The sequence below is a fragment of the Flavobacterium subsaxonicum WB 4.1-42 = DSM 21790 genome (genome assembly GCF_000422725.1).
GTDB classification, from domain to species: Bacteria; Bacteroidota; Bacteroidia; order Flavobacteriales; family Flavobacteriaceae; genus Flavobacterium; species Flavobacterium subsaxonicum.
In genome coordinates this window covers 16098-32098 of record NZ_AUGP01000029.1, presented here as the reverse complement: position 1 = coordinate 32098, position 16001 = coordinate 16098, and the positions used below count along the sequence as shown (strand labels likewise).

The following is a 16001-nucleotide window of genomic DNA, read 5'->3' as shown; positions in this document are numbered from 1 at the left end:
AATTTTGGGTTAAAATTTTAAAGTTATTTAGTTGTATTTGTAGGTTTGACGGGCTAAAACAAACAATTTGGCAAATAACGGGCTATACTAAAACTAAGAAAACATCCGTTAAATAATAATAAGATGTACTATATTTGGCTTACCATAAAATAAACAAATTAACTATGCGCAGACTCAACAGGGCACTGCTGTTTTCTCTACCATTTTGGGGATTAAGCCTTTCGGCACAGCAATCTACAATTTACACACACCAGCTTAAAGATTATGATAAGGCTGTAGCATTGTATAACGACAAGCAGTACCAGGCGGCCCAGATTCTTTTTGAAAAAACCAAGACAGACAACCGGGATATGGATGTACAGGCAGATTGTGCCTACTACATTGCCACCTGCGCGGTTAAGCTTAACCAAAAAGATGCCGGCGCACTTATGGAAGATTTTGTGGAAGATTACCCAACCAGCACCAAGCAAAACCAGGCGTTTATAGAGGTGGCGGGCTACAACTTTAGCCAGGGCCGCTATAAAGAGGCTTTGGAATGGTATGATAAAGTAGATGAAAGCAGCCTTGGCGATGCCGACAGAGACCGTTACAACTTCCAGAAGGGGTACAGCTACTTTAATGCCGGCGATAAAAAGGAGGCCGATAAGTATCTTGAAAAAGTAAAAAATTCTAAACAATACGGCTCGCAGGCCAAATACTACCTTGGTTTTATTGCCTATGAGGGCGATGATTACAAGAAGGCTACGCAGTTATTCGAATCTGTAGATGATAAGGAAAAGTACAGCGAAAAGATGTCGTACTTTCAGGCCGATATGAACTTTAAGCAGGGCAACTTTCAAAAAGCCATTGATGTGGGCGTGCCGCAAATACCAAAAAGCGATGCCAACGAAAAATCAGAGCTTTCTAAAATTATCGGCGAAAGCTACTTTAACCTGGGTCAGTACGATAAGGCAATCCCTTACCTTAAGGCCTACCGTGGCACCAAAGGCAAGTGGAGCAATACCGACTTTTACCAGCTGGGGTATGCCTACTACAAACAAGGCGATTATGAAAATGCCATTGCCGAATTCAATAAAATTATTGGCGGTAACGACAGCGTTGCCCAAAATGCCTATTACCACCTGGGCGAAAGCTACCTTAAAACAGGTAAAAAGCAGCAGGCGCTAAATGCGTTTAAAAACGCATCGGAAATGGAATTTGACCTGAAAATTCAGGAAGATGCCTATTTAAACTATGCCAAGCTAAGCTACGAAATTGGTAACCCGTACCAGAGCACGCCCGAGGTGCTAAGCTCGTTTATGGAAAAATATCCTGCCACACCGTTTAAGCAGGAAATTCAGAATTTGCTTATCAACTCGTACATAACCTCTAAAAACTACAAAGAGGCACTTGTTATTTTAGAAAAAAGCAAGTCGCCAGAAAATAGGGTGGCCTACCAAAAGGTAACTTTTTACCGTGGTATGGAGCTGTATACCGATGGTAATTACCAGGAGGCGTTGGCACTATTTAAAAAATCGCTGGCAGAGCAGCGCGATGCCCGTTTTACGGCCCGTGCCACGTTTTGGAAAGCCGAAACCGAGTATGTGTTAGACCAGTTTAACGAAGCCCTTATAAGCTTTAAGCAGTTTGCAGGCTTTGCCGAGGCCAAGACCACGCCCGAGTATAAAAACATTAACTACAACATTGCCTACACCTACTTTAAGCTAAAGGAGTACGACCAGGCGGCTAAATATTTTACCGATTATGTGGCTACCGCTAAAGGCGACAATGTAAGGCTAAACGATGCCCTGCTTAGGCTGGGCGACAGCCAGTTTGTGGCCGGTAAATACTGGCCGGCAATGGAGGCCTACAACAAGGCTATAGACATGAAGGGCATTGATGGCGATTATGCCCTGTTTCAGAAAGCTATTAGCTACGGTTTTGTAGCCAGGAACGAGAAAAAGATAGAAGACCTGACAAAATTTGTGCAGACGTATCCGAAATCTAAATATGCCGATGATGCGCTGTACGAAATGGGTAACACCTATGTGACCGAGAAGCAGACCGACAAGGCTATTGTAGCGTATGACAGGCTTATTGCCGAATACAAAGGCAGCTCTTACGTTAGCCGTGCCATTATGCGCCAGGCGCTTATTTACTATAATGCCGAGAATGATGAGAAGGCATTAGTAAAGTTTAAAAAAGTGGTGGCAGAGTTTCCTAACACGCCAGAGGCTATGGAGGCTGTACAAACCGCACGCCTTATTTATGTAGATAATGGCCGTACCGATGAGTATGCTGCCTGGGTTAAAACATTGGGCTTTGTGGATATTAGCGATGCCGACCTAGATAACACCGCATTTGAGGCTGCCGAAAAGCAATACCTGCAAAACAATACCAAACAGGCTATTTCTGCGCTAAGCAGCTATGTGGCTAAATTTCCTAACGGAATATCGGCCCTTAAGGCCAACTTTTACCTGGCGCAGTCGTATTATGCCGAAGGGTTAGAGACTAACGCCATACCTAACTACGAGTTTGTAATTTCTAAATCAAGAAGCGAGTTTAGCGAGCAGGCACTGGCAAGGCTGTCGCAAATTCATTTAAAGAAAAACGATTATGCCAAGGCCATACCGGTGCTTAAGCGTTTAGAGGCCGAGGCCGACTATCCGCAAAACATTACGTTTGCACAGTCTAACCTTATGAAAAGCTACTACGACCAGCAGGATTATGCCAACGCTGTTGTATATGCCGATAAGGTGCTTGCCAACAACAAGACCGAAGACCGCGTTAAGAGCGATGCCCAGATAATAGTGGCACGATCTGCCGTAAAAACCAACGACGAGCCAAAGGCACGCACGGCATACGCCAAGCTGCTTACCATTGCCAAAGGCGAGCTGGCGGCAGAGGCCTTGTATTACGATGCTTATTTTAAAAACAAAGACGGCAAATTTGAGGCGAGTAACACTGCGGTGCAAAAGCTTTCTAAAGATTATTCGGGCTACAAATATTTTGGTGCCAAAGGCCTTATAGTAATGGCTAAAAACTTCTACGGGTTAAAAGACAGCTTCCAGGCTACGTACATACTGGAAAGCGTTATCAAGAACTTTACAGCGTATCCGGATGTAATTGCCGATGCGCAAAAAGAACTTGATGTTATTAAAGGCCAGGAGGCAACCCGTAATTCATCTATCCAAAATTAATTAAGACACGCCATGAAGATCAAATTTCAATATAAAATAGCCATAATTGCTGCATTTGCAGGCCTGCAGGGCGCTTATGCACAAAAAAAGGACGAGAATATAGGCACAGAGGTGGTAAACGTTGTAAAGCCTTATACCCCCACCATATCTGATGCTTTTAAAGTTAAAGAAACCCCCGTTATAGAAGACGAGAAAGAGATACAGAAAGAGGAAATTAAGTACAACATCTTCTCGTTTCCGGTAGCCTCTACCTTTGCCCCGGCAAAAGGCAAGGCCGCCGCGGTAGATAAAGAAAAACGCGAAAAGCTGTTTAATAACTACGCTACGCTGGGCATGGGTAATTACGGTACGGTTAACGCCGAACTTTTTATTACCGAGAACCTTAGCAGTACAGAGTATGTGGGCGGTATGCTTCGCCACATGTCTAGCCAGGGTGGTATAGAAGATGTTATTTTAAATGACAAATACAGCAACACGGCTATAGACCTTACGTACGGCAACCGCCAGCAAAAGTTTACCTGGAGTACAGATCTTGGTTACCAGAACCAGGCGTACAACTGGTACGGGCTTCCGTTAGAGTATACCACTTTCGCACAGGAAACGGTAAATAGTATTGACCCGAAGCAAACCTATAACACGGCCTATATTGGCGGAAAGATAAGCACTAAAGAGAGCTTTTTTCACGATGCGCAAATACAGTACAAGCGTTTTTGGGATGGGTATGGCTCTGCCGAGAACCGCTTTTTTGTAACCCCGTCTTTTGATGTGGCTGTTGCCGAAGAAAAAATTAAGGTAGATTTTGTGGCCGATTATGTGGGTGGCACTATGGGCGATGATACCCCTACACCCATAGAATACAGCAACTTTAACGTGGGTGTGCAGCCAAGCCTGCTGTATCAAAAAGACGACCTTTCGGTTCAGTTGGGTGCAGGTGTGTTTTATACTATGAGCAAAATAGAGGGCGAAAGCGATAATAAGATCAATATCTATCCACAAGTAAAAGCATCCTACAAAGTGGTGGGCGACCTTATGGTGGCGTATGCCGGTGCCGAGGGTGCCATGAAACAAAACTCGTACGCCGATTTTGTTACGCAAAACCCATTTGTGTCTCCTAACCTGTTTATAACGCCAACCAGCCAGCAGTACGATATTTACGTGGGCTTAAAGGGCAAACTGGCAAGCAGTGTGTCGTACAACATTCGCGGGTCGTACATGGCCGAAGATAACCGTGCGTTCTTTTTAAGCACCATTCCCGGCATTAATGCCGATGCTTTAGCGCCTTTAAACAACTACCAGTACGGTAACTCGTTTGGGGTGGTGTATGACGATCTTAAAACCATCAGCTTTTTTGGAGAGCTTAAAGCCGATTTTTCTAAAACGGTATCTTTTGGCATCAACGGTACGTTTAACAGCTACACTACAGACCAGGCCGAAGCATGGAACCTGCCAACCATTAAGGTGGGTGCCAACCTGGACGTAAACATTACCGAGAAGTGGTATGCAGGCACCAATATCTTTTTTGTAGGCGAGCGTAAGGATATTACGTTTGTAAGCGAGTCGGTATTTCCACCGGCACCAAGTACGGTATTGCCGGCAGGCCAAACCGTTAGCCTTGACAGCTATTTTGATGTTAATGCCCACGTGGGTTACAAATACAACGAGCGCCTTACAGGTTTCTTAAGGCTAAACAACATAGCCAACCAGGATTATCAAAAATGGGTAAACTACCCGGTGCAGGGCTTCCAGTTCTTGCTGGGCGCATCGTATAAGTTTAATTTCTAAGAGATTTAAAAATTGAAGGATTGAAAGATTTAAAAATTCTGTAGGTCCTAATTGCTTAAAATAATAGATTTAATGATTTTAAAAATTCATTGAGTCGCCATAAAAAATCTTCATTTATTAGTTGTTCGCAGCTTTAAATGGAGATTTTTTTATTTAAAATTGAAGGATTTAAAAATTCGAAAATCCATTATATTCTTTAAATTTACGGTCTTTCAATCCTCAGATCCTTAAATTTTAAATCCTTCAATCTTTAAATTTTTCAATGAATTTAAAACACCAAATACTTGCCTACTACCAGCAGCAGGTAGACGACCGCATAGATGCCTTTAAAGATATGATAGCGGCCCTTACAGAGGATGCTTCTAACGATGCTAAGGGTTCGGCGGGAGACAAGCACGAAACGGCGCTGTCTATGATGCACCTGGAGCAGGAAAAGCTGAACCACAAAATAGGCGAGTTTATAGAACAAAAATCGGTGCTGGAAAAGATAAACCCCGATATAACCTCGGTCAAAATTTCGCTGGGCAGCCTCGTAACTGCCAACGGACTGTTACTGTTTGTAAGCGCGGCACTACCTAAAATTACTATAGAAGGCAAAAGTGTAATTGCACTGTCGCCACAATCGCCCTTAGGCCAAAAAATGATGGGCATGCAAGTAGGCAGCACATTTGAGGTAAACGGCACCAAATATTTGGTTCAGGAAATAGAGTAACGCCTGATTTTCTTACATTTGGAAGTATGAAAAAGGTTTACGTATTCTTACTACTTCTCATCAGTCACCTTATGTTAGGGCAATCGGGCACCATTGGTCACAACCCAAACGGGCTACTTTATCCCGATGCTGCGCTTGCAACGCTAAAACACATTGCCGATTCTTTACAAGTGCAATTTCAAAACCAGCCCACTGCCACTTACAATGCTGTGCCGCAAGGCTATTATGTTTATATAGCCGCTAACGGCAGGCAGTCGATAAGCATTAAAAAGGATATAGATGCCGGTTTGGGCTATGCCGAGATAAGGGCAAAATACCCGCATTTATATGTATTGGATAGCATGTATGCCACACGCAATACGTATACAAATTATAAAAAACAGAAAATATTTGCCATTAGCAAAGAAGATCAGGGTAGCCCGGTTAGCACTAAAATTCATTTTCAGGCAGAAAAAAACACCAATAATAAGAGCGTAAAAAGCAGTTGGCTGTATACTTATTACGCTAATGCAGACAGTACTACTCAAAATATCGAGGCCTGCTATATTACTAACCCTCTTGAATTGATGCCTTTAAAAAGTAGCTATGCACGGCTTGTGCACTATTCAGAATACTTTGTAGGCGACAATAATGTGTATTATAACGATGCAAAAAGGTATGATGTAGAATTTTTGGATGAGCCGGGTGTAGAGATGACCGCCTTTTTAGATTATGCCAACGCCAGGCTCGGCCAGCCCGACCAGGGGCGTTATGAGGGCAGTCAGGAATATTTTATGAGGTGGAGTACCTGGCAGAACGATAAGTGGCTACAGGCCGATAAGCTGTATGCAGCCGATAGTAAATTTAAAAAACTGCTTGCCGAGGCATACAATAACACGCCCAAAGGTACTACCGATAGCGATTTTGAAGATTATATATGGCGTTACTACAGTAAACAAACAGCCCTTGATTATAAAAGGAGCCGCCGTATTTTTGGTGCCCCCCGTGTTAGCCTTGTGCCCCGCCTGCATATTAGGGATATAGCCGTACTGGCAGCACAGGTGGCTAATTGGCATGTGTTTATGTGCGCGCACCTGTATATAATTGATACTGACTTTGGATACCCCACTACTACCGATGAACGCAAAACTGGCAGGCACACCTATGTAAAAGAGCTGGAAACGCTGGGCATAAATACCGGCGATTTGCTTATTGGCATGTGCCTAAAAATAAATGAGGCAACCGAAAGCCATTACTACGGCAATATAAACGATATTGGCAAAATACTATCTGAAGTTAAAGACCGGCAAAATATCGCTGCAAGGCTTCTGTTTATGATACAGGACCCTGAGTTAGACATCCATAATCGTATACGCATGTGCTACGCGTTTGCTAACTACAATTATTGCATTGAAGATGGTGCCGAACGTGCCCGTAACAAGGGTTTACTTAATAAGGCAATAGCATCGCTTCCTAAGGTATTATGCAAAGGGCTTATTGATAATGATGATGCCTTTTACTCCGAAAATTAGCAGGTATAATTTTAAGCTGTAAACAGCACAAAATATTTGGTTCAGCATATCGGATAAAACTCAAATTCAATTCAAAAAATTTTTCAACCTGTGAGCTAAAAATATACCAATCGGTATATTTTTGATTTTCGGGTTCTTTGCTTTTAAAAAATATACCGATTGGTATATTTTGTATAATTATTTTGAAGTTTTGATATAGAATTTACCTCTAAACAATCTCAAAACCGCTATCGATCTTAAAATCCAAAAGTGAAATATTAAGCCTTATTTTGCCTCTCCCGATGTTTTTGCAAGGTAGTACAGTAAAAACGGCAGGCACAGTATAAAGTAAGAATTATCTGCCAGGCTATCGTGAAAAGCCCTGGCAAAATCTGATTTTACAATATGGTACATAAAGTAAAAGGCAATTACCAGAAATAAGATGAGTCCGCTATAAAAAAACACGTCGTTTTTATCGCGGCACAAGAGCGGGCATAGCGCCGAAAGTCCAATAAACACAAGGGTATACGCAAAAGGAAGCAGGAAAGAGCCCTGTACAATAAATGGGTTCATAACCTTAAATTCTTCTACATAACCAATAACAAAAGGCACAAAAGTAAGCGCAATTACCGCAACGGCAATACACCCCATAACAACCAGGTTTATAAAGCTAACCTGCTTTATTTTAAGGTAATACAGAAATAAAATCAGGTAGGGTATAGCGTAAACGTTTCGGGTAGACATGCACAGCCCCACCAATATGCCTGAAATTACGTAGTGCCAGTAGCTGCTAAGTTGTTGTTTTTTAACGAAATAAATCATTGAAGCCAGCACCAGTGTACCATTAACAAACAGGTTGCTACGGCAGGCTACCTCCCACAAAAAGGCAGTCGATGTGGTTAATAACAGTAAGATGATGGTTATATTTTGTTTTTGTATACTGCTGTATTTTAGTATTATATAAAAAATGAATAGCCCTAAAAGCGAAAAATAGCCTAATTCGCCCACAAGATAAAAGGGCAGTGCCACTATATAATAAAACGGCATGGGCCCCGGGGGGTTGCCCATGTTCGATTTTGCAAAGTATACATACTTGTTGTTGAAGTAGTTATCCCAAAAAGAGCTTATAACACTCCAGCGGTCTACGTTAAGGCTTTCTACAGGTATCTTTTTAAACACAAAGGCACATGTTAAAGTAAATAAGATTAGTATAACTATATCAGCGTAAGGCAGATAGCTGGTAAATCGGGTAAGTGAGTCTTTCTTTTTCCACATAAAAAATCCGGCCAGTGCTATTGCCATAGCTATTGGCAGGGCATACTCTGTTACGCGGCTAATGTATTTGTAAGCAAACAAAAGGTTGATAAACAAGAATATAGCCAGGCTTAATGTTCTTTTAAGTGGGGTAGAAAAGCTTTTCATTATTTAAAAAGAGGTGACTTTATAAACGTGTTATGATGAAAAAAGTAGGCAAAAGAGGTGCCCAGCACCCCAAAACCATACTTCATGCTGCGGCTAAAGTTAATGGATGATGCCTCTTCAAAGTACTTGGTTGGGCACGTAATCTCCGCTACCTCAAAGCCTTTAGAAAAAATCTGGGCTAAAAATTGGTTGTCAAAAACAAAGTCGTCAGAGTTATTATTGTAGTTAATGGTGGCCAGCACTTCTTTAGAGTATGATCTGTAACCTGTGTGATACTCAGATAGTTTCTGGTTCATTAATATATTTTGCGATAGCGTAAGTATGCGGTTGGCAATATACTTATACAGCGGCATACCACCTTTGCGGGCGCCTTTGCCCAGTATGCGAGACCCTATAACTACAGGGTAAACATCGTTGGCAATAAGGTACACCATAGAGTGTATTAGCTTTGGAGTGTACTGGTAATCAGGGTGTAGCATAATAATTATATCGGCGCCAAGCTCCATAGCTTTATTATAGCAGCTTTTTTGGTTGCCCCCGTAGCCAAGATTCTTGTCGTGCTTTATAACATGCTGAATGCCAATTTGTTTGGCAAGTGTGTAGGTCTCGTCGGGGCTGTTGTCGTCTACCAATATAACATCGTCTACAATGTCAAACGGAATCTCGTTATAGGTCTTAATCAGTGTTTTAGCCGCATTATAGGCCGGTAAAACAACAATTACTTTTTTAGAATTAACCATCTATTTATTAAATAAGTTCGGTAAATATACTTTGAAATATTTGTACCCAAAAAAGAGATTGTAATTTAATGGATAAATTTTCAGTCCTTAAAGTTTTAAAAATTGGTTTTATTTAGGTTTTTAGTTTCAATATGTAACTATATTGTGTGTTTGTGTTTTATAAATGAAACTTAAAATGCAACTTTGTCTTGTTGAAAATAACTAAATAACTGTTTTTAACATCCAACTTAAACAAGATACGGTATGTGTGGCATTTTAGCAATAATAGGTAAAGGAAAAGACGAAGCATTAGTAAAGCAGCTTTCTAAAAGGATGTCGCACCGCGGCCCTGACGAAAGCGACCTTCATGTAACAGAAAAAGGGCATATATTAAGCCATGAGCGTTTGTCTATAGTAGACTTACACACTGGTAAACAGCCAATTCAGGGTACTAAAGATGCCTGGATGATACACAATGGCGAGATATACAACCACCAGAAGCTTCGCGATACCGTGCTAAAAAGCCACACATTCAGGACAACGTCTGATTCTGAGGTTATTGTACATCTTTATGAGGAGTTTGGTACTGATTTTTGCGATATGTTAGATGGTATTTTTGCCTTTGTGGTAATAGATGGCGACGACTTTATTGCCGGCCGCGATCCGCTGGGTGTCAAGCCGTTATACTACGGACTGGACGAAAGGGGTAGGGTGTACTTTGCATCAGAAATGAAAGCCATTGCAGATCAGTGCAAAACGTTCTCAACCTTCCCGCCGGGGCATTACTATACGCCTAAAACCGGCTTTGTAAAATACTACAGACCACAGTGGGAAGACGCCTCTAAAGGGGTAGATGAGGTTAGCTATGAGGCTATTCGCCAATCACTTACACAGGCGGTAGAAAAACGCCTTATGAGCGATGTGCCCATTGGGGTGCTGCTGTCGGGAGGTCTGGACTCGTCGCTTACATCGTCTATCGCCGCAAGGCTAATGGCGGGTACGGGGCAAACGCTGCATTCGTTCTCCATAGGCCTTGATGCCCTGGCGCCCGATGCTGTTGCTGCCCGTAAAGTAGCCGAATTTTTAGGCACAGAGCACCACGAAATACACTTTACCATAGAGCAGGGTATCGAAATATTGGATAAATTGATCTGGCATTTAGAGACTTATGATGTTACCTCGATTAGGGCAAGCACGCCAATGTACTTTTTGAGCAAGGCCATTACCGATATGGGAATTAAGGTAGTGCTGAGCGGCGAAGGTGCCGATGAGATATTTGGAGGCTACTTGTATTTTAGGAATGCGCCGTCATCGGCAGAATTTCATAAAGAAACCATCGAAAGGGTGCAGAAACTCTTTACTGCCGACCTGCTAAGGGCTGACAAAAGCACTATGGCTCACGGACTTGAGGCGCGTGTGCCATTTTTAGACAAGGCCTTTTTAGAGATGGCCATTAAAATTAAACCCGAAGAAAAACAACCCAAAACATACGGCGGCGTAGAGAAATACATTCTGCGCAAAGCCTTTGATACGCCCGAAACACCCTACCTGCCCGATGAGGTGCTGTGGAGGCAAAAAGAACAATTTAGCGATGGGGTGGGGTACAACTGGATAGATACCCTTATAGAGTATTGCGCCGCGCAGGTAACTGATGATGAGATGGATGCAGCGGCAGAACGTTTTCCGTACAACACCCCGGCAACTAAAGAGGCTTACTTTTACAGGAGTATTTTCTTTAAACATTTTCCGCAGGTTAGTGCTGCGCAAACCGTTAGAAAATGGATACCAAAATGGCAGGCAAACACCGACCCAAGTGGTCGTGCCAATGCCGCCCACGTACAGGCAGATACCGCTATTGCGCTGGCTGCCAAAGCAGAAGCATGATTTAGTTTGTTTGGTTTATAGTTTGTAAAATTTAGTTTGTTTGTTTGTGGAAAAGCGTCCTGCCCGCCAGCAGGACGTTTTCTGCGTTTAAGAATCTCTTGTTAAAATAATTCACACCTTATAAACTATTTTAAGCCTACAGGCGTTTTGTAGTTAATTAAACTATATGTTGCTGCAAATTCTTATATTTCGGCGCTCAAATGCCCTTACATGAAAAAATACCTACTGCTTTTATTAGCACTGTTCACTATTCTTAATGCCTCTGCGCAAGCCAAATACAAATTCAGGGGTTCGTATACCAAAAAACAATTTTTAAGCCATGCCGATTCGCTTTTTTACTTCAACGGCGATATATCGTATAACATAACCTCCAGCCTGGTAAAGCCTTATAAGGATATTGTGCCCGATAAAAGCCTGGCGCCCGGTTATTTAGAGGGGCTTATGGCGCAACTTGCTAAAGACAGTACCAACAGCCATAACTACGGCAATATAGCCACGTACTACCAGCAAAATGGCGAAGGTGCCAAAGCGGTAGAGTACTACAACAAAGCCCTTAAAAAGCTAACGCTGTCGCCAAAGGATAAAGATTCGGCCGGTTATTATTCGTACCGTGGGTTGCTCAAAATAAATGTAGGCGAAGACGGCGCTAAAGATATGGAGCGTGCCCTTAAAATAAACAAGACCGACTCGCTTGCGGTGGTGTTTTATCCGCTGTTTTTAATTGGAAATCAACGTTTTGCCGATGCCCGGACAATGCTAACTAATGTGCTTATCGAAAAAAAATATGTGCATTACTCGTACCTTATGCTAATGCTGAATGATTTTTCGGAAAAGCTTTCAAAATTAGGTACTTACGGAGACCTGGCATCCGACCTGAAGAAAATAGACATCGGCACCATTGTAAATATGGATGCTTACGATAAGTATATTGATAAAAAAGACCCGGTATTGGTTAACATCAAGCAATTTAGCGGGGTATCCAGCTGCCTTATAAAATTCGGCGGTGCATTGGGCGATAGCAAATTTACAGTTAACGATAAAGATATAGCGTTTATACAGGAGCGCGAAAAAACTATACTTAAAATGCTGAAAGACAAGAATGCCAATAAATATGCCGTGTATTCGGCATTGGGTACGCTTAGTTTTCTTCAGAAAAAGTATGCAGAAGCTACTGATTATTACGACAAGGCGCTCGTGGAATTTCCCGCTGATAAAGAAGGCCATGAGTTTAATACGCTCGAAACGTATGATAATTTAGCATCGGTATATTACCTTCAAAAAAAATACGACAAGGCTATAGAAGTGTTAGCTAAAAAGTTGTCGGTAAAAACGTTAGGGGTAGAGGGGGCACAAAAAACGTACACCAGCATAGCTCAAATTTACCTTCAGGCCGGCAATACCGATGCCGCTACCGATAATGCCCGCCTTGCTATGGAAAAGGGCGAAAGTTTTGATGTTAACTTTTTGCTGTCGCATATTTACTTAAAATCCAACTCGTTAGTGCAGGCCGACCGTTACCGCAGCAAGAGCGAAAGCTACCTGGTTACAGAGGCCGATCTTTGTAACTTAGTTACTTACAGCAGCATCTTGTACCTTAGCCTTTATCAGCCCGATGGCGCACGCGAAATTTATGAGAAAAATAAGGCATTGTTTGTAAACGAGGGCTGTACCGACTGTTTAAAACTGCTCGAAAAATATACGCTTCTAAACAAATAAGCATAAGTGTTGGCATATTCTCAAAAGAATTAAAACTTTAATAAATTGTTAATAACTTAGGTGCTAAAACAGGGCTTTTAATAGCAATATCGCCTGCGTTTTTATATATTTGTTCGTTAAACTTAAAATTTCGTTAAGATAAAATTTTATGAGTGAAGAGGTAAAGAAAAACAATTATTCTGCAGATAGTATTCAGGCACTGGAAGGGATGGAGCACGTAAGGATGCGCCCTTCGATGTATATTGGAGATGTGGGTGTTCGCGGTTTGCACCATTTGGTTTATGAGGTTGTAGATAACTCTATAGATGAGGCCATGGGCGGCCATTGCGATACCATTGGTGTTGCCATAAACGAAGATGGCTCTGTAACCGTTGAGGATAACGGCCGTGGTATACCGGTAGACATGCACAAAAAAGAAGGTGTTAGCGCACTGGAGGTTGTAATGACCAAGATTGGTGCCGGTGGTAAGTTTGATAAAGACTCTTACAAAGTATCGGGTGGTCTTCACGGTGTGGGTGTATCGGTGGTAAATGCGCTATCTAACCACATGAAATCTACCGTATTTAGAGAGGGTAAAATATACGAGCAGGAATACGAGAAAGGTAAATCTATGTATCCGGTTAAGCAGGTTGGCGAAACCGAGAAAAGGGGTACAATGCAAACTTTTCATCCGGATGATACCATTTTTACCCAAACCACAGAGTTTTCTTATGATACCCTGGCGGCACGTATGCGCGAGCTGTCGTTCTTAAATAAAGGTATTACTATAACCCTTACTGATAAAAGGGAAAAAGACGATAAGGGCGAGTTCCTGTCGGAAGTTTTCCATTCAGATGAAGGCCTTAAAGAATACATTCGTTTTCTTGATGGTAACCGTGAGCCTATTATCTCGCACGTTATCAGTATGGAAAGCGAAAAAGGCGAAGTACCTGTAGAGGTTGCGCTTATTTACAACACCAGCTATACAGAGAATATATTTTCTTATGTAAATAATATTAATACGCATGAGGGTGGTACCCACCTTTCGGGTTTCCGTAGGGGTTTAACCAATACGCTTAAAAAATACGCCGATAGTTCTGGCTTGTTAGATAAGCTTAAGTTCGAAATTTCGGGCGATGACTTCCGTGAGGGCCTTACGGCTATTATATCGGTTAAAGTTGCTGAGCCACAGTTTGAAGGGCAAACCAAAACCAAGCTGGGTAACCGCGAGGTGGTAGCACCGGTAAGCCAGGCGGTAAGCGAAATGCTTGAAAATTACCTTGAAGAAAACCCTAATGATGCCCGTATAATTGTGCAAAAAGTTATACTTGCTGCACAGGCACGCCACGCTGCTAAAAAAGCGCGCGAAATGGTTCAGCGTAAAACCGTTATGGGCGGCGGCGGATTGCCGGGTAAATTGTCTGACTGTTCTGAGCAGGACCCTGCAAAATGCGAAGTATTTCTTGTAGAGGGCGACTCGGCAGGTGGTACTGCAAAACAAGGGCGCGACAGGGCTTTCCAGGCTATACTTCCGCTAAGGGGTAAAATCCTTAACGTAGAAAAAGCCATGCACCACAAGGTTTTTGAGAACGAGGAGATTCGTAATATATTTACTGCACTGGGTGTAACCATTGGTACAGCTGAGGATAGTAAAGCGCTTAACCTTGAAAAACTGCGTTACCACAAAGTAGTCATTATGTGTGATGCCGACGTTGATGGTAGCCACATTTCTACCTTAATATTAACGTTCTTCTTCCGCTTTATGAAAGAGCTTATAGAAAACGGACACGTATATATTGCGACACCACCTTTATACCTTGTTAAAAAGGGTACTAAAAAAGAGTATGCATGGACAGAGAACCAACGTGATGCCATTACCGAAAAACTGGGTGGCGGTACTGCTATACAGCGTTATAAAGGTCTTGGAGAGATGAATGCAGAGCAGCTTTGGGATACAACAATGGACCCTGAGTTCCGTACACTGCGCCAGGTAGGTATTGACAGCCTTCCGGAGGCCGACAGGATATTCTCGATGCTTATGGGCGACGAGGTTCCGCCAAGGAGAGAGTTTATCGAGAAAAATGCTGTTTATGCGAAAATTGACGCATAAGCCATTTATAAAGACAATAGTTATAGCGGCCATCCTGCTTTGCACGGGCAGGGTTGGTGCGCAAACAGAAGAATTAGAACAAGTAGGGCGTCTCATTAGTGACGCCCTATTTTTTTCTGACCAGTACATAACCCCGGCTACCGATGCCGCGGTATACCAGGCGGCTTCCGGATGGATTACGAGTCCTAAAAAGCCCGAACTGTGGGATGTAACCCTGGCGCTACATACCAATATATTTTTTACGCCGCAGCGCGACCGGAAATTTACCATCTACAACAGCGACTTTACTTTTTTTCAGTTAGAAGAAGGTACATCGGCCACCGTGCCAACAGCTTTGGGTAATAAAGATCAGGTATACCTTTCGGGCCAGCTTGGCGATAGCGAAATACGGCTCGAAACCCCGCAGGGCATGAACATGCAGGTGGTGGCGTACCCGTATCTGCAAGGCTCGTTAGGGCTTTTGTATGGTACAGAGCTGGTTATAAAATATTCGCCGCAGGTAAACCTTAAAAAAAGCGATTACCAGGTGTATGGCTTTGGCTTAAAGCACAATGTTAGTCAGTATTTCAAATCATTATTCGATAAAAAAATACACCTTGCCGTGCTGGGGGCGTGGTCTAAAGAAGATGTGTCGTTCGAGTTTTTAAACGTAAAAACTGATTACGGTACACTGGGCATCAACCAGATAAACGGCCTTGTAGATACCTACCAACTACAGGCAAGCGGCTCTAAAGAATTTGGCAATTTTGAGGTTATGGGCAGCTTTATGTACAGCGTTAGCGATGTAAAATATAAAGTGGGCGGCGAGACCGGAACCATAGAAGAAACCATACCATTACAGCAAATTCTTAACAGCAGGTTAAAATCTATCTACAAAACCAGAATAAATTACATAGGAGAGGCTGCCATTAAATATAATATTGGTAAATTTAACGTGCAAACCATACTTGCTTTTGGTAAATTTTTAAATACCAACGTGTCTTTGCAATATTTATTCAATTAACCTAA

At 42.4% G+C, this 16001-nt stretch carries 10 protein-coding genes; 8 read left to right on the top strand and 2 right to left on the bottom strand.

Going from position 1 to position 16001, the window contains the following annotated elements; genetic code table 11:
• Nucleotides 1-164 precede the first annotated feature (164 nt).
• The 4 genes from G509_RS0109880 to G509_RS0109865 all read left to right on the top strand — a co-directional run bounded on the left by G509_RS0109880 (nucleotide 165) and on the right by G509_RS0109865 (nucleotide 7184).
• Nucleotides 165-3179, top strand: coding sequence for a tetratricopeptide repeat protein (locus G509_RS0109880; RefSeq protein ID WP_026991385.1), 3015 nt, complete (start codon nucleotides 165-167; stop codon nucleotides 3177-3179).
• Between the two features lie 12 nt (nucleotides 3180-3191).
• On the top strand, nucleotides 3192-4961 hold the full coding sequence (locus G509_RS0109875) for a porin family protein (RefSeq protein WP_026991384.1): 1770 nt from the start codon (nucleotides 3192-3194) through the stop codon (nucleotides 4959-4961).
• 262 nt (nucleotides 4962-5223) lie between these two features.
• Nucleotides 5224-5673: a hypothetical protein gene (locus G509_RS0109870; protein WP_026991383.1), complete on the top strand. Its 450-nt coding sequence runs from the start codon at nucleotides 5224-5226 to the stop codon at nucleotides 5671-5673.
• 26 nt (nucleotides 5674-5699) lie between these two features.
• Nucleotides 5700-7184, top strand: coding sequence for a hypothetical protein (locus G509_RS0109865; protein WP_131450738.1), 1485 nt, complete (start codon nucleotides 5700-5702; stop codon nucleotides 7182-7184).
• A 264-nt stretch (nucleotides 7185-7448) separates the two neighbouring features.
• On the opposite strand, the gene G509_RS0109860 is transcribed toward G509_RS0109865, so the two are convergent.
• The gene (locus tag G509_RS0109860; protein ID WP_026991381.1) at nucleotides 7449-8585 is read right to left on the bottom strand and encodes a hypothetical protein; all 1137 of its coding nucleotides are present in this window, start codon (nucleotides 8583-8585) and stop codon (nucleotides 7449-7451) included.
• Nucleotides 8585-9325, bottom strand: coding sequence for a glycosyltransferase family 2 protein (locus G509_RS0109855; protein WP_026991380.1), 741 nt, complete (start codon nucleotides 9323-9325; stop codon nucleotides 8585-8587). The genes G509_RS0109860 and G509_RS0109855 overlap by 1 nt, the downstream gene beginning before the upstream one ends.
• A gap of 243 nt (nucleotides 9326-9568) precedes the next feature.
• Between G509_RS0109855 and asnB the strand changes: the two genes are divergently transcribed.
• From asnB to G509_RS0109835, 4 genes are all read left to right on the top strand, one after another.
• Nucleotides 9569-11188 (top strand): asparagine synthase B, encoded by a 1620-nt coding sequence (asnB, locus tag G509_RS0109850; protein WP_026991379.1) that lies wholly within the window; start codon nucleotides 9569-9571, stop codon nucleotides 11186-11188.
• 210 nt (nucleotides 11189-11398) lie between these two features.
• Complete coding sequence (locus tag G509_RS0109845; RefSeq protein WP_026991378.1) at nucleotides 11399-12904, top strand: tetratricopeptide repeat protein; 1506 nt, start codon at nucleotides 11399-11401, stop codon at nucleotides 12902-12904.
• A 148-nt stretch (nucleotides 12905-13052) separates the two neighbouring features.
• The gene (gene gyrB, locus G509_RS0109840) at nucleotides 13053-14993 is read left to right on the top strand and encodes a DNA topoisomerase (ATP-hydrolyzing) subunit B (protein WP_026991377.1); all 1941 of its coding nucleotides are present in this window, start codon (nucleotides 13053-13055) and stop codon (nucleotides 14991-14993) included.
• Nucleotides 14974-15996 (top strand): DUF6588 family protein, encoded by a 1023-nt coding sequence (locus G509_RS0109835; RefSeq protein WP_035738840.1) that lies wholly within the window; start codon nucleotides 14974-14976, stop codon nucleotides 15994-15996. The genes gyrB and G509_RS0109835 overlap by 20 nt, the downstream gene beginning before the upstream one ends.
• Nucleotides 15997-16001: the final 5 nt, after the last annotated feature.

Bases quoted from the DNA above. Each gene is read 5' to 3' on its own strand.
- G509_RS0109855 (WP_026991380.1), bottom strand. From the start codon at position 9,325: ATGGTTAATTCTAAAAAAGTAATTGTTGTTTTACCGGCCTATAATGCG.
- G509_RS0109875 (WP_026991384.1), top strand. From the start codon at position 3,192: ATGAAGATCAAATTTCAATATAAAATAGCCATAATTGCTGCATTTGCA.
- G509_RS0109845 (WP_026991378.1), top strand. From the start codon at position 11,399: ATGAAAAAATACCTACTGCTTTTATTAGCACTGTTCACTATTCTTAAT.
- G509_RS0109860 (WP_026991381.1), bottom strand. From the start codon at position 8,585: ATGAAAAGCTTTTCTACCCCACTTAAAAGAACATTAAGCCTGGCTATA.
- asnB (WP_026991379.1), top strand. From the start codon at position 9,569: ATGTGTGGCATTTTAGCAATAATAGGTAAAGGAAAAGACGAAGCATTA.
- G509_RS0109865 (WP_131450738.1), top strand. From the start codon at position 5,700: ATGAAAAAGGTTTACGTATTCTTACTACTTCTCATCAGTCACCTTATG.
- G509_RS0109880 (WP_026991385.1), top strand. From the start codon at position 165: ATGCGCAGACTCAACAGGGCACTGCTGTTTTCTCTACCATTTTGGGGA.
- gyrB (WP_026991377.1), top strand. From the start codon at position 13,053: ATGAGTGAAGAGGTAAAGAAAAACAATTATTCTGCAGATAGTATTCAG.
- G509_RS0109835 (WP_035738840.1), top strand. From the start codon at position 14,974: ATGCGAAAATTGACGCATAAGCCATTTATAAAGACAATAGTTATAGCG.
- G509_RS0109870 (WP_026991383.1), top strand. From the start codon at position 5,224: ATGAATTTAAAACACCAAATACTTGCCTACTACCAGCAGCAGGTAGAC.